This is a genomic window from Escherichia sp. WS1450 (assembly GCF_046487395.1).
GTDB classification, from domain to species: domain Bacteria; phylum Pseudomonadota; class Gammaproteobacteria; order Enterobacterales; family Enterobacteriaceae; genus Escherichia; species Escherichia coli.
The window spans coordinates 1-21247 of sequence record NZ_JBJQJO010000019.1 but is presented as its reverse complement, the minus strand read 5'-3'; the positions used below and the strand labels follow the sequence as shown (position 1 = coordinate 21247).

Sequence of the window (21247 nt, the reverse complement as noted above, 5' to 3'; positions counted from 1 at the left end):
CTACGCGGCACGCCATTTTCGAATAACAAATACAGAGTTACAGGCTGGAAGCTATGTCAAACAAACCCTTTATCTACCAGGCACCTTTCCCGATGGGGAAAGACAATACCGAATACTATCTACTCACTTCCGATTACGTTAGCGTTGCCGACTTCGACGGCGAAACCATTCTGAAAGTGGAACCAGAAGCCCTGACCCTGCTGGCGCAGCAAGCCTTTCACGACGCTTCTTTCATGCTCCGTCCGGCACACCAGAAACAGGTTGCGGCTATTCTTCACGATCCAGAAGCCAGCGAAAACGACAAGTACGTGGCGCTGCAATTCTTAAGAAACTCCGAAATCGCCGCCAAAGGCGTGCTGCCGACCTGCCAGGATACCGGCACCGCGATCATCGTCGGTAAAAAAGGCCAGCGCGTGTGGACCGGTGGCGGTGATGAAGAAGCGCTGTCGAAAGGCGTCTATAACACCTATATCGAGGATAACCTGCGCTACTCGCAAAACGCGGCGCTGGACATGTACAAAGAGGTCAACACCGGCACTAACCTGCCTGCGCAAATCGACCTGTACGCGGTAGATGGCGATGAGTACAAATTCCTCTGTGTTGCTAAAGGCGGCGGCTCTGCCAACAAAACCTATCTCTACCAGGAAACCAAAGCCCTGCTGACTCCCGGCAAACTGAAAAACTTCCTCGTTGAGAAAATGCGTACCCTCGGTACGGCAGCCTGCCCGCCGTACCATATCGCGTTTGTGATTGGCGGTACGTCTGCGGAAACCAACCTGAAAACCGTCAAGTTAGCAAGCGCTCACTATTATGATGAACTGCCGACGGAAGGGAACGAACATGGTCAGGCGTTCCGCGATGTCCAGCTGGAACAGGAACTGCTGGAAGAGGCCCAGAAACTCGGTCTTGGCGCGCAGTTTGGTGGTAAATACTTCGCGCACGACATTCGCGTTATCCGTCTGCCACGTCACGGCGCATCCTGCCCGGTAGGCATGGGCGTCTCCTGCTCCGCTGACCGTAACATTAAAGCGAAAATCAACCGCGAAGGTATCTGGATCGAAAAACTGGAACGCAATCCAGGCCAGTACATTCCACAAGAACTGCGCCAGGCCGGTGAAGGCGAAGCGGTGAAGGTCGACCTTAACCGCCCGATGAAAGAGATCCTCGCCCAGCTTTCGCAATATCCGGTATCCACTCGTTTGTCGCTCACCGGCACCATTATCGTGGGCCGAGATATTGCACACGCCAAGCTGAAAGAGCTGATTGACGCCGGTAAAGAACTGCCGCAGTACATCAAAGATCACCCGATCTACTACGCGGGTCCGGCGAAAACCCCTGCCGGTTATCCATCAGGTTCACTTGGCCCAACCACCGCAGGTCGTATGGACTCCTACGTGGATCTGCTGCAATCCCACGGCGGCAGCATGATCATGCTGGCGAAAGGTAACCGCAGTCAGCAGGTTACCGACGCGTGTCATAAACACGGCGGCTTCTACCTCGGTAGCATCGGCGGTCCGGCGGCGGTACTGGCGCAGCAGAGCATCAAGGATCTGGAATGCGTCGCTTATCCGGAGCTGGGTATGGAAGCTATCTGGAAAATCGAAGTAGAAGATTTCCCGGCGTTTATCCTGGTCGATGACAAAGGCAACGACTTCTTCCAGCAAATCGTCAACAAACAGTGCGCGAACTGCACTAAGTAACCTCTTCGGCCCAGCGCCTGGCAGCATGCTGCCAGGTGATCCCCCTGGGCCACCTCTTTTGCGATTGTAATTTCACGCTTGCTGGTGAATAGTCAGTATTTTCCCTGACTTGCGAACTCACCATGACCCGCACACTCAAGCCGTTAATTCTTAACACCAGCGCACTGACGCTAACGTTAATCCTGATTTATACCGGCATTTCGGCCCATGACAAACTCACCTGGCTGATGGAAGTGACACCGGTGATTATTGTCGTGCCGCTACTGCTTGCCACCGCCAGACGTTATCCGTTAACGCCGCTGCTCTATACGCTCATTTTCTTTCACGCCATCATCCTGATGGTCGGCGGACAATACACCTACGCGAAAGTCCCCGTTGGTTTTGAGGTGCAGGAATGGCTGGGGTTGAGCCGTAATCCGTATGACAAACTGGGGCATTTTTTCCAGGGGCTGGTGCCTGCACTGGTGGCACGAGAGATCCTTGTGCGCGGGATGTACGTTCGCGGACATAAGATGGTGGCGTTTCTGGTCTGCTGCGTGGCGCTGGCGATAAGCGCGATGTATGAATTAATCGAGTGGTGGGCGGCGCTGGCAATGGGCCAGGGAGCGGATGATTTTCTCGGCACCCAGGGCGACCAGTGGGACACGCAATCCGATATGTTCTGCGCGCTGCTTGGCGCATTAACGACGGTGATATTTCTCGCTCGCTTTCATTGCCGCCAGCTACGGCGCTTTGGCTTGATAACCGGATAACAACGTGCGCTTTGTTGACGCCGGATGCGGCGTGAATTCCTTATCCGGTCTACAAAATTTGCAAATCCAAAGCATTACATTAAGACATGGCCTGATAAACATATCGCATCAGGCCATTTTCGTTAGCTATTGTCCACGTCAGGCTTTCACATCACTCACTGCACCGACCGGAATATCAGCATGAACAGGCTCGGGCGGTACTTTGCGATATTTATCCAGCAGATGGATCTGGATCCTGCGCAGCGTGTCACCATTGAGGCGATAGAAACGGAAGTAGAGAATCAGCGTTACCATGAAAAACAGAGTCGGTAGAGCAATCATAATAAACTGCATACCTAATAGGGCTTGCGTAGACTGTTCAACATTCGGTACATAGCCAATCATCCCTAACACAACCGCAATGAAAAAAGCCGCAAAGGCTGAACCGCCCTTCACCACCATAGTCTGCACGGAGTAAGCGATGCTTTCACAGCGTACGTGCAGTTTATATTCACCGTAATCAACGGTATCTGCCACCATGATGACCTGTAATACCCAGAAAAGCGCCGTTCCCACATTCAGCAAGATACCCGCAATCACAATGAGGACGACGTTGTGATAGCTCATTAATGCCATTAACAGGAGAACACCACAGCTTAACACCGGAAGAATAGATGCTCCGGCCCATAAAATGCGTCGGGATAATGATTTAACTAAGCGTGGGAAGAATACTAACGTCACCAGGTTAGCAGCTCCCGCATACGACAGATAATAGGGGAACAAATCCGCATCACCGATAACATATGAGAAATAATAGATAGCAAAGCCGGTAATAATATTGCTGGCTACATTATAAGCAAGAGCCATACCCAAGAGGCATGAAAGCTGATCGTTTTTATAAATAAGCGCAACGATGGCTTTAAGTGTCAGATGGCTTCCTTCAGCAGACGGTTGATTGTCTGACGAAAAGACTTCATGCACATTGCGCAGAGTGATGATGGTTGAAACAATAAAAAAGGCGATCAGTACCAGAGTGAACATCTGAAAGCCAAATCCCCGATCGCCACCGCCGACATAATTAACAAATGGTAGCGTCACACCTGCCGTAACAAAGCCCGCCAGACTGGCAAAAAAACGCGGATAAGGAACCAGTTGTTCGCGCTCACGTTTATCGAGCGTTATGGTTGGAACCAGCGACCAGAAGGGAATATCCATAATGGTGTAAGTCATGCCCCAGAGGATGTAGGTCACGCAAACAAAGACAATCTGAGTAGTACCTTCAAACAGATGCGCACTAAAGAGGAGAAATAAGATTACAGAGTTTGCCAACGTACCGATCAGGATCCAGGGTTTGAACTTACCCCATCGCGATCGCGTAGCATTTACAATCCATCCCATAATCGGATCGTTAATAGCATCCCAGATCCTCGCCACCAGAAACAAAGTACCGACCAAACCCACAGACAGCCCGACGACATCGGTGTAGTAATACATGAGGTACATATACACAATGCCGATCGCAAAATCCTTCCCGAACGCTCCAAATCCATAACTGAGTTTTGTAGTCATTGAAATGCTCATAGGGTATCGGGTCGCTGTTACCAACGCCCGCCTTCTGTTATTGGTATCGTCAGAGGTGTGCGCCGGAATAAATCCCCCGGCGCAGTAGCGTTTAGTCGCGTTTTAACGGTGCAACCAGCCTGGCAGCCAGTCGCCGTGGGCGGCAATCAGGTCGTCAACAAGAGCATATATTTCGTCAATGCCCAGCACGGCGGCAGTATGCGGGTCCATCATCGCGGCGTGGTAAACACGGTCGCGATTTTCCGTAAGAATAGCTTCAGTCAGCAGCGTCTGTACGTTGATGTTGGTTTGCATCAGGGCGGCCAGATGCGAAGGTAGCGTACCGACTTTGGTCGGCTGAATGCCATTAGCATCAACCAGACAGGCTACTTCCACGCAACATCCTTGTGGCAGGTTATCAATCAAACCCTCGTTACGGACGTTGCCGTAAATCACACTCGGCTCGCCAGTCCAGATAGCGTTCATGATTGTGCTGGCATATTCCCGTGACGGTTTAATATCAATCCGGGAGGCGTTTTTATACTCCTCCAGCTCTTTATGCCAGTTCGCCAGCTGCTCGACGCAGCGTTTCGGGTACTCATCCAGCGGTACTTTATAACGCTCAATCAAATCCTCACGACCTGGCTTAATAAACCACGGTGTGTACTCAGCAAAATGTTCTGACGATTCCGTGACGAAGTAGCCCAGCTTTTTGAACATTTCGTAGCGCACAATATTCTGGCAGCGAGTATTGCCATGAATATTCGGCTTCGGTGCCTGCCCTGCTTCATAAGCCGCCAGCAGTTCCGGGTAGAGATTCACGTAACTGCCGTCGGCGGTTTTGCGCTCCAGTTCCAGGTAAAACGCCATATGGTTGATACCTGCGCAACGGTAACGCAGCGTAGCCGGGTCGATATTGAGGTCACGCGCCAGCTCTTCCGCCGTTCCCTGCACCGAATGGCACAGCCCGACCTGTTTGATATGCGGATAGCGGGCATACATCGCCCAGGTATTCATCGCCATTGGGTTAACGTAGTTGAGCATGGTGGCATCGGGGCAGACTTCCGTCATGTCCTCGCAAATTTGCCACAGATGCGGAATGGTACGTAGCGCGCGCATAATACCGCCCGGCCCCAACGTATCGGCAATGGTTTGTTCCAGACCATGCCGCTTACAGACCTCGAAATCAGTCACCGTGCAAGGTTCATAACCGCCAATCTGAAATGCCACCACGACAAAATCGGCATCCTGTAAGGCTTCTTTCTGTTGGGTGTGGCAGGTGATTTTGCCGCTGGCCCCTGCTGAATCCATCAGCTTGCGCACCACAATATGCGACTCTTCCAGGCGGGTGGGATCAATGTCCATCAGGGCAATATGCGCCGTTTTCAGCGCCTCGCGATGGAACACATCACCAAGAATATTTTTAACGAAAATCGTCGAACCAGCGCCGATAAATGTAATTTTGGGTGCAGACATCATGCAGATCTCCTGGCTTGCTTAAATAACTTCATCATGGCAGGCGAATCTGCAGAAAACCTCCGGCTTCCAGGTTGAGCATTCCCATAAACTCAGATCCTGCGTGAAGCATCAATAAATCTGAGTTTATGGGAATAAATTACCTGAAAAGCAGAGTTTTCGGCCTCAGAATGCTCGGATGGTCCCCTCGCCTCTCTGGGAAGAGAGTGAAAACCGTGCTCCCACTCGCAGTCATCTTCCTGCACTCCTGCCATAATTCTGATATTCCAGGAAAGAGAGCCATCCATGAATACAGATACGTTTATGTGCAGCAGCGACGAAAAACAGACCCGCAGCCCGCTGTCGCTGTATTCGGAATACCAGCGGATGGAGATTGAGTTTCGCGCACCGCATATCATGCCCACCAGCCACTGGCATGGTCAGGTCGAAGTGAATGTGCCTTTCGATGGCGATGTGGAATACCTGATCAACAATGAAAAAGTGAGTATCAATCAGGGACATATCACGCTGTTCTGGGCCTGTACACCGCACCAACTAACAGATACCGGAACCTGTCAGAGCATGGCGATTTTTAATCTGCCGATGCATCTGTTTCTCTCCTGGCCGCTGGATAAAGACCTGATTAACCACGTCACTCACGGTATGGTGATCAAATCACTGGCGACACAGCAACTTAGCCCGTTTGAAGTGCGCCGCTGGCAGCAGGAATTGAACAGTCCGAACGAGCAAATTCGCCAGCTCGCCATTGATGAAATTGGCCTGATGCTCAAGCGATTTAGCCTCTCTGGCTGGGAACCGATTCTGGTCAATAAAACCTCGCGCACACACAAAAACAGCGTCTCGCGCCATGCGCAATTTTATGTTAGCCAGATGCTGGGCTTTATTGCCGAAAACTATGATCAGGCGCTGACCATCAACGATGTGGCTGAGCACGTCAAACTTAACGCCAACTATGCAATGGGGATATTCCAGCGGGTCATGCAATTGACGATGAAACAGTACATAACCGCGATGCGCATCAACCACGTTCGCGCGTTACTGAGCGATACCGATAAAAGTATTCTCGATATTGCCCTGACGGCAGGCTTTCGTTCAAGTAGTCGTTTTTACAGCACGTTCGGCAAATATGTCGGCATGTCGCCGCAACAATACCGCAAACTTAGCCAACAGCGCCGCCAGACGTTTCCCGGCTAAAGACGATATCAGTATCAGCCAAAAAAATAGTTTAGCCGTCGATAATAAGCAGTGAAAATAATTTAAAATAATCACATAACATATTGTTTATAAAAACAAATATTTCAAAAATGTTTGTTTTTCACGCGCTTTACAGCCCGAAAAGGCCGGAAGATACTTGCCCGCAACGAAGATTCCTTCATAACCGGGTAAGCAATGATGAAAGTATTAATTGTTGAAAGCGAGTTTCTCCATCAAGACACCTGGGTCGGTAACGCCGTTGAGCGTCTGGCAGATGCTTTAAGCCAGCAAAATGTTACCGTGATTAAATCCACCTCCTTTGATGATGGTTTTGCCATTCTCTCTTCAAACGAAGCCATTGACTGCCTGATGTTCAGCTATCAAATGGAACATCCGGACGAACATCAAAACGTCAGACAATTGATCGGTAAGCTTCATGAGCGCCAACAAAACGTGCCGGTCTTCCTGTTGGGCGATCGGGAAAAAGCCCTCGCCGCAATGGACCGGGATCTGCTGGAGCTTGTCGATGAATTCGCCTGGATTCTGGAAGATACCGCCGACTTTATCGCCGGACGCGCCGTTGCCGCGATGACCCGCTACCGCCAGCAACTGTTGCCGCCACTGTTCAGCGCGCTGATGAAATATAGCGACATCCATGAATATTCCTGGGCAGCGCCAGGCCACCAGGGCGGCGTTGGTTTTACCAAAACACCCGCCGGACGTTTCTACCATGACTACTATGGTGAAAATCTGTTCCGCACCGACATGGGCATCGAACGAACTTCCCTCGGTTCTTTGCTTGACCATACTGGCGCATTTGGCGAAAGCGAAAAATATGCTGCACGCGTATTTGGTGCCGATCGCTCCTGGTCGGTAGTCGTCGGTACTTCCGGCTCTAACCGCACCATCATGCAGGCTTGCATGACCGATAACGATGTCGTGGTCGTTGACCGTAACTGCCATAAATCCATCGAACAAGGTTTGATGCTGACAGGCGCGAAACCGGTCTACATGGTGCCAAGCCGCAACCGCTACGGCATTATCGGGCCAATCTATCCGCAGGAAATGCAACCTGAAACCTTGCAGAAGAAAATCAGTGAAAGCCCGCTGACTAAAGACAAAACCGGGCAAAAACCGTCTTACTGCGTAGTGACCAACTGTACCTATGACGGCGTGTGTTATAACGCTAAAGAAGCGCAGGATCTGCTGGAAAAAACCTCCGATCGTCTGCACTTTGACGAAGCCTGGTACGGCTATGCACGTTTCAACCCGATCTATGCCGATCACTATGCCATGCGCGGCGAACCTGGCGATCACAACGGTCCTACCGTTTTCGCCACCCACTCCACCCACAAACTGCTGAATGCACTGTCACAGGCCTCTTATATTCATGTACGTGAAGGTCGTGGGGCGATTAACTTCTCCCGCTTCAACCAGGCCTACATGATGCATGCCACCACCTCCCCGCTGTATGCCATCTGCGCATCCAACGACGTGGCGGTGTCGATGATGGACGGCAACAGCGGCCTGTCACTGACGCAGGAAGTGATCGACGAAGCGGTTGATTTCCGTCAGGCGATGGCGCGGCTGTATAAAGAGTTCACCGCTGACGGTAGCTGGTTCTTCAAACCGTGGAACAAAGAAGTCGTCACCGACCCACAAACCGGCAAAACCTATGACTTTGCTGACGCACCAACCAAACTGCTGACCACCGTTCAGGACTGCTGGGTCATGCATCCGGGCGAAAGCTGGCACGGCTTCAAAGATATTCCGGATAACTGGAGTATGCTCGACCCGATTAAAGTCAGCATCCTTGCTCCGGGAATGGGTGAAGATGGTGAACTGGAAGAAACCGGCGTTCCAGCGGCGCTGGTCACTGCCTGGCTTGGTCGCCACGGCATTGTGCCTACCCGCACCACTGACTTCCAGATTATGTTCCTGTTCTCTATGGGCGTAACCCGTGGGAAATGGGGGACTCTGGTTAACACCCTTTGCTCCTTCAAACGCCACTATGACGCCAACACACCGCTGGCGCAGGTGATGCCGGAACTTGTTGAACAATATCCTGACACTTACGCGAACATGGGGATTCACGATCTGGGTGACACCATGTTTGCCTGGCTGAAAGAAAACAACCCTGGCGCACGGTTGAACGAAGCCTATTCCGGCCTGCCGGTGGCGGAAATCACCCCGCGAGAAGCGTACAACGCGATTGTCGACAACAATGTCGAACTGGTATCCATTGAAAACCTACCAGGACGCATCGCGGCAAACTCAGTTATCCCGTATCCGCCAGGAATCCCGATGCTGCTGTCTGGTGAAAACTTCGGCGATAAAAACAGTCCGCAAGTAAGTTATTTACGCTCGCTGCAATCCTGGGACCATCATTTCCCTGGATTTGAACACGAAACTGAAGGGACTGAAATTATTGACGGTATTTACCACGTTATGTGTGTGAAAGCGTAACCACTATTCCGCTGAAGGCGTAATTGTTTAAATAACATTACGCCGCCTGGCTTGAGGCCTTTTAAGTATGGCAACGTTTTCATAAAAATTGCTGCAAACAAAAAATGTCATACTTTTTGCGCGGTCCCACCCCGCGCTTTTTTTGCCTGTTATTTACCCTGTAAAAAAATATGTACATGAGAAATTACTATAAAAATTTGTAATATTAGTAAAACTCGTTATTTTTATGCATGTTTATATTCATCATACAATTATATAACCATTTCCCGGTATCGCTTCGCTTTAGCGAGAACTGGTCTTTTATTCGCACTCAGGAGTACATGTATGAGGATTTGCAGCGACCAACCTTGTATTGTTTTATTGACTGAAAAAGATGTCTGGATAAGGGTGAATGGGAAAGAACCTATTAGCCTTAAAGCTAACCATATGGCGTTATTAAATTGTGAAAATAATATTATCGACGTCTCCTCTCTTAATAACACTTTGGTTGCTCATATTAGTCACGACATCATCAAAGATTACCTCCGGTTTCTGAATAAAGATCTCTCGCAAATACCAGTATGGCAACGTAGCGCTACGCCCATCCTCACTCTGCCATGCCTGACGCCAGACGTCTTTCGCGTTGCCGCGCAACACAGCATGATGCCCGCTGAAACTGAGTCAGAAAAGGAACGAACACGTGCATTATTATTCACTGTGCTATCCCGTTTTCTCGACAGTAAAAAATTCCTTTCACTAATGATGTATATGTTACGTAATTGTGTAAGTGACAGCGTTTATCAAATTATTGAAAGCGATATCCACAAAGACTGGAATCTTAGTATGGTAGCCAGTTGTTTATGTCTTAGCCCGAGTCTGTTAAAGAAAAAGCTGAAAAGCGAAAACACCAGTTATAGCCAAATAATCACCACCTGCCGCATGCGTTATGCCGTAAATGAATTAATGATGGACGGTAAAAATATCTCTCAGGTATCACAATCCTGCGGCTACAACAGTACGTCGTACTTTATTTCTGTCTTTAAAGACTTCTACGGTATGACGCCTCTGCATTATGTTAGTCAGCACAGAGAACGCACTGTCGCCTGATTTTTAACCTTAACGAAGAGCTATATTAATAACGGCATCAGCGATAACCCGGTCGATAATAATTCAACTATCGAATGCAGGCGTATGATATGACGTAATTTATTGTCACGAAGCTCGCCTTCGCAGGAGTTTAATTATGTCTTCGGATGCTGATGCTCACAAAGTGGGCTTAATCCCCGTCACCCTGATGGTGTCGGGGAATATTATGGGGTCAGGTGTTTTTCTGTTACCTGCAAACCTGGCCTCCACTGGCGGGATTGCCATTTATGGATGGTTGGTGACGATTATCGGTGCGCTGGGGCTCTCGATGGTATACGCCAAAATGTCGTTCCTCGACCCAAGTCCTGGTGGTTCTTACGCTTACGCCCGCCGCTGCTTTGGGCCGTTTCTCGGTTATCAAACCAACGTCCTCTACTGGCTGGCCTGCTGGATCGGCAATATCGCCATGGTGGTCATTGGCGTAGGTTATTTAAGTTACTTCTTCCCGATTCTGAAAGATCCATTGGTATTAACCATCACCTGCGTCGTGGTGCTGTGGATCTTCGTCCTGCTGAACATTGTCGGTCCGAAAATGATCACCCGCGTGCAGGCCGTTGCCACCGTGCTGGCGCTGATCCCCATCGTCGGGATTGCCGTATTTGGCTGGTTCTGGTTCCGTGGTGAAACCTATATGGCGGCATGGAACGTCAGCGGCCTGGGCACCTTCGGCGCGATTCAAAGTACCCTTAACGTTACGCTGTGGTCGTTCATCGGTGTGGAAAGTGCCTCCGTTGCCGCAGGTGTGGTGAAAAACCCGAAACGCAACGTCCCTATCGCCACCATTGGTGGGGTATTGATTGCCGCCGTTTGCTATGTGCTCTCCACCACCGCGATTATGGGGATGATCCCTAATGCCGCACTGCGCGTTTCTGCCTCGCCATTCGGTGATGCCGCACGGATGGCGTTGGGTGACACCGCCGGGGCCATTGTTTCCTTCTGCGCAGCTGCGGGTTGCTTAGGTTCACTGGGCGGCTGGACATTGCTGGCGGGTCAAACGGCGAAAGCCGCTGCCGATGACGGACTGTTCCCACCAATTTTTGCCCGTGTTAATAAAGCGGGTACACCAGTGGCGGGGCTGATTATCGTCGGTATTTTGATGACCATCTTCCAGCTCAGCAGCATTTCGCCAAACGCGACCAAAGAGTTCGGTCTGGTTTCTTCCGTCTCGGTCATCTTTACACTGGTGCCATATCTTTACACCTGTGCGGCGTTACTGCTGCTCGGCCACGGTCATTTTGGGAAAGCACGCCCGGCATATCTGGCAGTGACTACCATTGCCTTCCTCTACTGCATCTGGGCCGTGGTGGGGTCCGGGGCGAAAGAGGTTATGTGGTCATTTGTCACCCTGATGGTCATCACCGCTATGTATGCACTGAATTACAACCGGCTGCATAAAAACCCGTATCCCTTAGATGCACCAATAAGCAAAGATTAATTCCCCTTAATCCAGCAAACATAAAAGCCAACCTTAAGAACTTAAGGTTGGCTTAATTTTGCTTTGCGAGCATATGCGCACTTTGTTCGATGGAAACACCGTGATGTTGAAGCGCCTACTAAAAAGACCCTCTTTGAATTTACTCGCCTGGCTATTGTTGGCCGCTTTTTATATCTCTATCTGCCTGAATATTGCCTTTTTTAAACAGGTGTTGCAGGCGCTGCCGCTGGACTCGCTGCATAACGTACTGGTTTTCTTGTCGATGCCAGTCGTCGCCTTCAGCGTGATTAATATTGTCCTGACACTAAGCTCTTTCTTATGGCTTAATCGACCGCTGGCCTGCCTGTTTATTCTGGTCGGCGCGGCTGCACAATATTTCATAATGACTTACGGCATCGTCATCGACCGCTCGATGATTGCCAATATTATTGATACCACTCCGGCAGAAAGTTATGCGTTGATGACGCCGCAAATGTTATTAACGCTGGGATTCAGCGGCGTGCTTGCTGCGCTGATTGCCTGCTGGATTAAAATCAAACCAGCCACCTCGCGCCTGCGCAGTGTTCTTTTCCGTGGTGCCAATATTCTGGTTTCTGTACTGCTGATTTTGCTGGTCGCCGCACTGTTTTATAAAGACTACGCCTCGTTGTTTCGCAATAACAAAGAGCTGGTGAAATCCTTAAGCCCCTCTAACAGCATTGTTGCCAGCTGGTCATGGTACTCCCATCAGCGACTGGCAAATCTGCCGCTGGTGCGAATTGGTGAAGATGCGCACCGCAACCCATTAATGCAGAAAGAGAAACGTAAAAATTTGACCATCCTGATTGTCGGCGAAACCTCGCGGGCGGAGAACTTCTCCCTCAATGGCTATCCGCGTGAAACTAACCCGCGGCTGGCAAAAGATAACGTGGTCTATTTCCCTAATACCGCATCTTGCGGCACGGCAACGGCAGTTTCAGTACCGTGCATGTTCTCGGATATGCCGCGTGAGCACTACAAAGAAGAGCTGGCACAGCACCAGGAAGGCGTGCTGGATATCATTCAGCGAGCGGGCATCAACGTGCTGTGGAAAGACAACGATGGCGGCTGTAAAGGCGTTTGCGATCGCGTACCTCACCAGAACGTCACCGCGCTGAACCTGCCTGGTCAGTGCATCAACGGCGAATGCTATGACGAAGTGCTGTTCCACGGGCTGGAAGAGTACATCAATAACCTGCAGGGTGATGGCGTGATTGTCTTACACACCATCGGCAGCCACGGTCCGACCTATTACAACCGCTATCCGCCGCAGTTCAGGAAATTTACCCCAACCTGCGACACTAACGAGATCCAGACCTGTACCAAAGAGCAACTGGTGAACACTTACGACAACACGCTGGTTTACGTCGACTATATTGTTGATAAAGCGATTAATCTGCTGAAAGAACATCAGGATAAATTCACCACCAGCCTGGTTTATCTTTCTGACCACGGTGAGTCGTTAGGTGAAAATGGCATCTATCTGCACGGTCTGCCTTATGCCATCGCCCCGGATAGCCAAAAACAGGTACCAATGCTGCTGTGGCTGTCGGAGGATTATCAAAAACGGTATCAGGTTGACCAGAACTGCCTGCAAAAACAGGCGCAAACGCAACACTATTCACAAGATAATTTATTCTCCACGCTATTGGGATTAACTGGCGTTGAGACGAAGTATTACCAGGCTGCGGATGATATTCTGCAAACTTGCAGGAGAGTGAGTGAATGAAAATTCTGATTGTTGAAGACGATACGCTGTTATTGCAGGGATTGATTCTGGCGGCGCAAACCGAAGGCTACGCGTGCGATGGCGTGACAACCGCGCGGATGGCGGAACAAAGCCTTGAGGCCGGTCATTACAGCCTGGTGGTACTGGATTTAGGGTTACCCGACGAAGATGGACTGCATTTTCTCGCCCGTATCCGGCAGAAAAAATACACCCTGCCGGTACTGATCCTCACCGCTCGCGATACGCTGACCGACAAAATCGCCGGGCTGGATGTCGGTGCCGATGACTATCTGGTGAAGCCTTTTGCGCTGGAAGAGTTACACGCCCGTATCCGCGCCCTGCTACGACGCCATAATAATCAGGGCGAAAGTGAGCTGATTGTTGGCAATCTGACGCTGAATATGGGTCGCCGTCAGGTATGGATGGGCGGTGAAGAGTTGATTCTGACGCCCAAAGAATATGCTCTGCTGTCGCGCCTGATGCTTAAAGCAGGCAGCCCGGTGCATCGGGAAATTCTCTACAACGACATCTATAACTGGGACAATGAACCCTCGACCAACACCCTGGAAGTGCATATCCACAATCTGCGCGACAAAGTGGGCAAAGCCCGTATCCGCACCGTGCGCGGCTTTGGCTATATGCTGGTCGCAAATGAGGAAAACTAATTGAATCTGATGCGTTTTCTGCGCCGACCAATATCGCTGCGCCAACGGCTGATATTGACCATCGGGGCCATTTTGTTGGTGTTTGAGCTGATCAGCGTCTTCTGGCTATGGCATGAAAGTACCGAGCAGATTCAGCTGTTTGAGCAGGCGCTACGCGACAATCGCAACAACGATCGCCACATCATGCGCGAGATCCGCGAGGCGGTCGCCAGCCTGATCGTCCCCGGCGTCTTTATGGTCAGCCTGACGCTATTTATCTGCTATCAGGCGGTACGCCGCATCACCCGGCCGCTGGCGGAGCTGCAAAAAGAGCTGGAAGCGCGCACCGCCGACAACTTAACGCCTATTGCCATTCACAGCGCCACCCTCGAAATCGAAGCGGTGGTTTCGGCGTTGAACGATCTGGTCAGTCGCCTGACCAGCACGCTGGATAACGAAAGGTTGTTTACCGCTGACGTCGCGCACGAACTGCGAACGCCACTGGCGGGGGTGCGTTTGCATCTGGAACTGCTGGCGAAAACGCATCACATTGATGTAGCACCGTTAGTGGCTCGACTTGATCAGATGATGGAGAGTGTCTCCCAGCTGCTGCAACTGGCGCGTGCCGGACAGTCATTTTCTTCCGGTAATTATCAACATGTAAAACTGCTGGAAGATGTCATTCTCCCCTCGTATGACGAACTCAGTACCATGCTCGACCAGCGACAGCAAACCCTGCTATTGCCAGAGAGCGCCGCCGACATCACCGTTCAGGGTGATGCAACCCTGCTGCGGATGTTATTGCGAAACCTGGTAGAAAACGCCCATCGTTACAGCCCGCAAGGCAGCAACATTATGATTAAGCTGCAAGAAGATGGTGGAGCGGTCATGGCCGTTGAAGATGAAGGACCGGGTATTGATGAGAGTAAATGCGGGGAGTTGAGTAAAGCGTTTGTACGTATGGACAGCCGTTATGGCGGGATTGGTCTGGGGTTAAGTATTGTCAGCCGCATTACACAGTTGCATCACGGGCAGTTTTTCCTGCAAAACCGGCAAGAGACTTCCGGCACGCGGGCCTGGGTACGGCTGAAGAAAGATCAGTACGTGGCAAACCAGATATAAAGAAAGCTGCTGACCACCAGCACGCTGAACACGGTAGTTAAACTTTCATAAACACGGTTTTTCATTGCACTCTCCTCCGTTAACCTGGAGGAGAGTATGCGCGTCAGAGATTAAGTGAACCTTAAGACTTCAATTGGCCTGATAAGACAGCGTCACATCAGGCCATCCGTTTCAGCTTATTCATCAATTCGCGGATGTTGCTGCACCAGGCGAGTACGTTTCGCCTGCAAATCGGCAATCTCGTGGTCAATATCATCGATTTTCTGCTCGATATTATCGTAATGCTCGACGAGAATTTCCTTCGCTTCCTGTATATCTGACGCCGCCGGTGTCGCACCTTTCAACGGACGATTTGCCGTCTCTTTCATGGTTACGCCGGTGATTAAACCAACCACCGCCACTACCATCAGGTAATAGGCAGGCATCATCAGATTCTGCGAGCTTTCGACCAGCCAGGCCGCCAGTGTTGGCGTCAGACCGGCAACCAGCACCGAAATATTAAATGCCGCCGCCAGCGCGCTGTATCGGATATGCGTCGGGAACATCGCTGGCAAGGTAGAAGCCATAACGCCCGTAAAGCAGTTAAGGATCACCGCCAGCATCAGTAACCCGGCAAAAATCAGGCCGATGACGTTACTGTTAATCAGAATAAACGCCGGGATCGCCAACACAAACAGTGCAACACTACCAAGTAGCACAAACGGACGACGGCCAAAACGGTCACTCAGCAAGCCCATCACCGGCTGGACAAACAGCATACCGATCATAATGGCGATAATAATCAGCACCCCGTGGTCTTCGGAGTAATGCAGGTTATGCGACAAATAACTCGGCATATAGGTCAGCAACATGTAGTAAGTCACGTTGGTGGCAATTACCAGACCAATACACGTCAACAGGCTGCGCCAGTGTTTGGTGGCAATCTCTTTAAACGAGACTTTCGGGCCATCCTGCAAACCTTCGCGGTCGCCCTGTTCCAGTTTATCAACATGCTGCTGGAACGCCGGAGTCTCTTCCAGCGCATGGCGCAGGTAAAGCCCGATAATCCCTAACGGCAGAGCAATAAAGAACGGAATACGCCAGCCCCAGTCGAGGAAGTTCGCTTCGCCGACAATGGTCGAAATTAACACCACCACGCCCGCACCCAGCACAAACCCGGCAATAGAACCGAAGTCCAGCCAGCTGCCCATAAAGCCACGTTTACGGTCAGGTGAGTATTCCGCAACAAATATCGACGCCCCGGTATATTCACCGCCGACCGAGAAACCTTGTGCCATCTTACAGATCAACAGCAGAATCGGTGCCCAAATACCAATCGTGTCGTAGGACGGTATTAAGCCAATACAGAACGTACTGATCGACATAATCACAATAGTGATAGCGAGGATCTTCTGGCGACCATATTTATCGCCCAACATACCAAAGAAGAGTCCGCCAAGCGGTCGAATCAGAAAGGGAACGGAGAAAGTGGCAAGTGCAGCAACCATCTGCACGCTGGGGTCAGCCCCCGGGAAAAAAACTTTACCTAATGCGTAAGCAACAAAACCATAAACACCAAAATCGAACCATTCCATTGCATTACCCAGTGATGCTGCGGTAATGGCTTTACGCAGTTTACCGTCATCAATAATGGTGACATCACGAAGGGTAATCGGTTTTACTTTTTTCCTTTTCAGCATAGCTTTCCTCGCAGAGTTGGCCCATTTCCGCAAACGCCAGAAAAATCAGCGCGACGGCCGCAAAAGGGGAGCGGGAATTGCAGGATGCAATCTCTGTAACAAGCGTAGCGGGTTTGCTTACACCCTCCGGTTAAGGAATGTACAATCAAACCAGTTGACGCCTGAATTGGGCAGTTAATGACCTTTTTACCCTACCAGTGTTTAAATTTGTGATCAACTTCACACATGGATTTCGTTTAGGACTCATTGATGTAACTGATTATTTACACCAAATTTACAGAGAAGATTTCCTCGACCATTGCCCCCGCCAGACGCTGCGCTGAACAGAGTCGTGGCATCCCCAGCGCGACAGTTTGCCAGCGTTGGGTCACTGACCAGCAAACGGGTTGTTTATCTGCCGTGGTCCACTTTCCCAGCCAACTTAAAAAATCAGCATGATCCCCGCCCGTCGGAATGGTCGAAGAGGCAAACCACTGATGGTAATAGTGACGCGTGGTCGGTGCCGCATTGATACTCTCTGCCAGATGTTGTGTCGCTTTCTCGCGCAAATCACCCAGCAACAACGCCACCGCTTGCGGGCTTCCCAGACGGCAGGCATCGCCAAATGCCCCCCAGCGCAACTCCTCCAGAACGATAAAACAGCGCCCAGGCAACGACCAGGCGTTATACGCCCCAGCACGCCAGCGGGTAAAAATTTGCTCGCTCTGTTCACCCGCCTGCACCAGTAGGCCTCGTTGCGTTAACGCCTTTTCCTTCCAGCGACAACGGGCTGAAAACCACTCATACAAGGCGGCAATTTGCTGGGGGAGCTCCGGGAAAGCAGAGTGCTGGCGGTGATCCATTTTTTGCAGCAGCGCCAGATGCTGCGCGATCTGCGTCAGCGCCAGATGACCGGGATCCAGCATCGACGCCAGTTTTTCCACCAATGTCAGACGCAGGCTAAGCGGCGCATTTAACATCCCGCCGTTCGTCCATGCCTGAAGCTGCACACGCGCAAGAAGTTCCTGCATCAGTCGTTCACGAAACTGCTGCTGATGGGCTTGTGGATGGCGGGCATCATCGCCCTGCGCCAGATCCACTAAAAAGCGCGGATGAACCGACTCCAGCACGCGACCGGGGCCGTCCAGTAACGTCTTGGTCAATATCGTTCTGCCGTGAAAAGTGTTTGAATATCATCGCGTAACAGCTGAGCGTCGGTGTAAATCCAGCTGTGAGTCATCACAGCCTGCTGCAATTGCTGCTGCATCAGCCTGACCACCGATTCATTTTGTTGACGCAGAGCCAGGCTTTCGCGTAAACGCGTCTGTAATTCCGTCAAACATGAAGCGAACTCAGCGAAAAAAGTATTCATGCCTGCCGTAACAGATTCATCGACCTGCTCTGCCAGAACTTTAGCCATTTGTTGGCAATAAAGATCGACTTCTGCGCTTAATGCTCGTTGCAACACACTGTAATCAACCGTCTCTGTCGGGGATTTCTCATTTCCCCGTCCCCAGTCGGGCTGATTCAACCAGCGCGAAAAAGTCTCACGCACAACGCCTAAACGCGTGCTCTGCTCGTCCGTTGCTTCCTGGCGCGAAATGACTTCACTGAACAGCTGGCGAGTGTTGAAGTGGGGAACTGCGCCGTGAAAAACAGGAAAATGAAACCCAGGACGAAACCCTGACTCGCTCAATTCCATTTTGATTTGTTGCTCAATGGGGCGAATAACATCGGTTAACACCCGGCAAAGGGTGGATTCCAGCTCGGCAAAACGCAGCGTAAAGTCGCGACTAATGGTGTTCTGCGCCGTCTGTAACAGTGTCTCACAGCGGGTACGAATCTCGCTTAACGGCTCCGAATCATCCTGAAACAAGGCGGCTAACTGCGCATTCAGCGCATCTTGCTGTTGACGCAGAAAGTGGTTGGCGGAGGTCAGGGCCAGCTCGATTTCATGTTTAATCTCGCCGCTCACCTGCGCCTGATTGAGTTGCAATAGCTGCAAACTTTCTTCGATCTGGTGGATATTTTGCCGCAATTGTTCACAAGCGACGTTTAACCCGTGCGCACGAAAATCCAGGTATTCCCGCGCCTGCTGCGCGTAATTCAACAGTTTATGCGCGGCAGATCGCAGAGCATACAACGAGGCGTTAGCGTAAGCGGCATGAAGCAACGCCTGAATTGGCTGGGCGAACAGCGAATCTTCCCACAACTGATCGGCAGCATGACGAATATGTTCGAGGTCAGCCAGATCGGCATGACGCCAGCGCCTGCCGAGCGCGGCATGGGCAAAATCTTCCACCCAGCGTTGTTGCTCTGGCGGTGGTAACTTACCGTTGTTGGCTAACTCATGGCGCGCCCGATTCGCCAGGTAGCCCCACATCGACGACACCGGAAATATCTGCTGTGGCGTAATACAGCCTTTCATCAGCGTCCCGGAAATCAGTGCCCGCACCTGGTCGGCGTCGTCACTGTTACGATCCTGTTGATCGAACTTATTGACCAGCACATACAGCGGCACCGATTGCCCCACCGCCAAAATCGCCTCACGGACCTCTTCATCGGAGATCGATTTCAATTGCGTATAATCCAGCACCGCCAGTACCGCCGAGGCGCGTGCCAGCTGCTGGTTAAGCATTTTTTGCAGATGCGGTTGCCCGGCTTCATTTGGCCCGGGGGTATCCAGTAACGTCAATTGACCGGGATAACTCTCCAGCCCCGCCAGATGGACAAACTCCACTTCAATCACGGGAATATGCTCAATGGCGGCGTAAGCAGAAAAAGGAAAATCGACGTCCAGCGCCTTCGCCAGTCGCACCAAATCATTCAAACTTTTCAGACAATGAAAAATAGGCTGGGCACCCAGATAATATTTTTCGAAAGCGACGCCATTTTCGATCCGCTGCATAAGCGCACGCATATCTTTATCTATTTCCAGCACATCGGTCAGATGCTTAATATCGCAATCACACAGGCGCTGTTGTAATTTTTGAATTAAACAATCGATTGGCGCGACATGTGAAAAATGCAGTACCGGTTCCTTTTGCCCGGGCGTATGGCGAATAAGCGTCGGCAGCGCAGTCATTGGGCGATTACGATTAGGCAAAACCTCCGTACCAACAATGGTATTAATGGTGGTTGATTTCCCTGCTTTCATGGTACCGACAATCGCCAGCACCATTTCCAGTCGGGAAATTTTACGCAACTCATTATTCAGCATCGCGTGACGTTCGGCGATATTAGGCTGACTCCAGGGTAAAGCCAGTTGTGGCGCATCGTCTCCGGGGACAGAGAGAGGCATTTTTTCCAGTAACTGCAACTGTTGGCGAGAAAGCTGTAACAGGCGTTCAGCCTCCTGACTTAACTCATACAGGGTCTGTGTGTACATAGAAAATTCTTCCTTAAAGCAAATTTTATTACTTTTATTTAGCCAGATTGCTTTTGAGTTCTGTTTTCGGCTTTTATAATTACTGCAAGAAATAATTTTATATTTAGAGTGTTATTTTTTATTAGAATAAATAACGTCTTCCGATACGTTTAAAACGTCAGAAAGATAAAAAATATCATTTGAATTAAAAAAAGAACAAGTAGAACATTAACCTTATCTTAAATAATAAATGGAGGCAAAAAGATTATTTTCTTTTTGCGTTTCCTTTCAAATGAAAACGATCGTCGTCTAAAATCAGCAGTACCCCCGACAAACTCAGGGATTTTGTGTATAATTGCGGCCTTTTTCGGCAATCTGCCGTTTTTTGGCGCTTTTGCCCTGCTGACTTTTGAGGAAATCCACATGTCATTACCACACTGCCCAAAATGCAACTCCGAATACACCTACGAAGATAACGGCATGTACATCTGCCCGGAATGTGCCTACGAATGGAACGACGCAGAACCTGCACAGGAAAGCGACGAGCTGATCGTTAAAGATGCTAACGGCAATCTGCTGGCTGACGGCGACAGCGTTACCATCATTAAAGATCTGAAAGTGAAAGGTAGCTCTTCGATGCTGAAAATTGGCACCAAAGTGAAAAACATCCGCCTGGTTGAAGGCGACCATAACATCGATTGCAAAATCGACGGTTTTGGTCCGATGAAACTGAAATCTGAGTTTGTGAAAAAGAACTGATTGTATTGTGATCGGTAAGCCGGATAAGGCGCTCGCGCCGCATCCGGCAACGATGCCGACTGCCTGATGCGACGCTTGCGCGTCTTATCAGGCCTACAAATTCCCGCACCCTCCGTAGGCCGGATAAGGCGTTTACGCCGCATCCGGCAACAGTGCCGACTGCCTGATGCGACGCTTGCGCGTCTTATCAGGCCTACAAATTCCCGCACCATCCGTAGGCCGGATAAGGCGTTTACGCCGCATCCGGCAACGGTGCCGACTGC

General features: G+C 50.7%; 16 protein-coding genes. 10 read left to right on the top strand and 6 right to left on the bottom strand.

Annotated features, from left to right (window positions below; genetic code table 11):
• Positions 1 to 53 precede the first annotated feature (53 nt).
• A complete protein-coding gene (fumB, locus tag ACJHYR_RS19340) occupies positions 54 to 1700 on the top strand; it encodes a class I fumarate hydratase (RefSeq protein ID WP_001586574.1) in 1647 nt (548 codons plus the stop codon).
• Positions 1701 to 1822: 122 nt separating this feature from the next.
• Positions 1823 to 2452 carry a DUF2238 domain-containing protein gene (locus tag ACJHYR_RS19335; RefSeq protein ID WP_000198772.1) on the top strand — a complete coding sequence of 210 codons (630 nt, stop codon included), beginning with the start codon at positions 1823 to 1825 and terminating at the stop codon, positions 2450 to 2452.
• Positions 2453 to 2590: 138 nt separating this feature from the next.
• Here ACJHYR_RS19335 and melB read toward each other — a convergent pair whose 3' ends face one another.
• Together melB and melA are read right to left on the bottom strand one after the other, a co-directional pair.
• The gene (melB, locus tag ACJHYR_RS19330; protein ID WP_000028114.1) at positions 2591 to 4012 is read right to left on the bottom strand and encodes a melibiose:sodium transporter MelB; all 1422 of its coding nucleotides are present in this window, start codon (positions 4010 to 4012) and stop codon (positions 2591 to 2593) included.
• A 102-nt stretch (positions 4013 to 4114) separates the two neighbouring features.
• Positions 4115 to 5470 (bottom strand): alpha-galactosidase, encoded by a 1356-nt coding sequence (melA, locus tag ACJHYR_RS19325; protein ID WP_000986625.1) that lies wholly within the window; start codon positions 5468 to 5470, stop codon positions 4115 to 4117.
• A gap of 282 nt (positions 5471 to 5752) precedes the next feature.
• On the opposite strand from melA, the gene melR reads away from it, so the two are divergent.
• From melR to pmrB, 7 genes are all read left to right on the top strand, one after another.
• Entirely contained in the window at positions 5753 to 6661 is a 909-nt protein-coding gene (gene melR / locus ACJHYR_RS19320; protein WP_001090771.1) for a transcriptional regulator MelR, read from the top strand.
• Positions 6662 to 6859: 198 nt separating this feature from the next.
• Positions 6860 to 9127 carry an arginine decarboxylase gene (gene adiA / locus ACJHYR_RS19315; protein ID WP_077248666.1) on the top strand — a complete coding sequence of 756 codons (2268 nt, stop codon included), beginning with the start codon at positions 6860 to 6862 and terminating at the stop codon, positions 9125 to 9127.
• Positions 9128 to 9451: 324 nt separating this feature from the next.
• Positions 9452 to 10213: a DNA-binding transcriptional activator AdiY gene (gene adiY, locus ACJHYR_RS19310; RefSeq protein WP_001217059.1), complete on the top strand. Its 762-nt coding sequence runs from the start codon at positions 9452 to 9454 to the stop codon at positions 10211 to 10213.
• A gap of 136 nt (positions 10214 to 10349) precedes the next feature.
• Positions 10350 to 11687 (top strand): arginine/agmatine antiporter, encoded by a 1338-nt coding sequence (gene adiC / locus ACJHYR_RS19305; protein WP_000093154.1) that lies wholly within the window; start codon positions 10350 to 10352, stop codon positions 11685 to 11687.
• Positions 11688 to 11790: 103 nt separating this feature from the next.
• Entirely contained in the window at positions 11791 to 13434 is a 1644-nt protein-coding gene (gene eptA, locus ACJHYR_RS19300; protein ID WP_001445820.1) for a phosphoethanolamine transferase EptA, read from the top strand.
• Entirely contained in the window at positions 13431 to 14099 is a 669-nt protein-coding gene (gene basR / locus ACJHYR_RS19295) for a two-component system response regulator BasR (protein ID WP_000697915.1), read from the top strand. The genes eptA and basR overlap by 4 nt, the downstream gene beginning before the upstream one ends.
• Entirely contained in the window at positions 14100 to 15200 is a 1101-nt protein-coding gene (pmrB, locus tag ACJHYR_RS19290; RefSeq protein WP_001052138.1) for a two-component system sensor histidine kinase PmrB, read from the top strand.
• Here pmrB and pmrR read toward each other — a convergent pair.
• From pmrR to crfC, 4 genes are all read right to left on the bottom strand, one after another.
• Positions 15176 to 15265, bottom strand: a complete 90-nt coding sequence (gene pmrR / locus ACJHYR_RS19285; RefSeq protein WP_000797657.1) for an LpxT activity modulator PmrR — start codon at positions 15263 to 15265, stop codon at positions 15176 to 15178. The genes pmrB and pmrR overlap by 25 nt on opposite strands.
• A 111-nt stretch (positions 15266 to 15376) precedes the next feature.
• Complete coding sequence (gene proP / locus ACJHYR_RS19280) at positions 15377 to 16879, bottom strand: glycine betaine/L-proline transporter ProP (protein WP_001305708.1); 1503 nt, start codon at positions 16877 to 16879, stop codon at positions 15377 to 15379.
• A gap of 263 nt (positions 16880 to 17142) precedes the next feature.
• Entirely contained in the window at positions 17143 to 18021 is an 879-nt protein-coding gene (locus ACJHYR_RS19275) for a YjcZ-like family protein (protein ID WP_059328097.1), read from the bottom strand.
• The gene (gene crfC, locus ACJHYR_RS19270) at positions 18018 to 20246 is read right to left on the bottom strand and encodes a clamp-binding protein CrfC (protein ID WP_059328096.1); all 2229 of its coding nucleotides are present in this window, start codon (positions 20244 to 20246) and stop codon (positions 18018 to 18020) included. The genes ACJHYR_RS19275 and crfC overlap by 4 nt, the downstream gene beginning before the upstream one ends.
• A 402-nt stretch (positions 20247 to 20648) precedes the next feature.
• On the opposite strand from crfC, the gene ACJHYR_RS19265 reads away from it, so the two are divergent.
• Entirely contained in the window at positions 20649 to 20984 is a 336-nt protein-coding gene (locus ACJHYR_RS19265; RefSeq protein ID WP_001300891.1) for a zinc ribbon domain-containing protein YjdM, read from the top strand.
• The last annotated feature ends 263 nt before the right edge of the window (positions 20985 to 21247 follow it).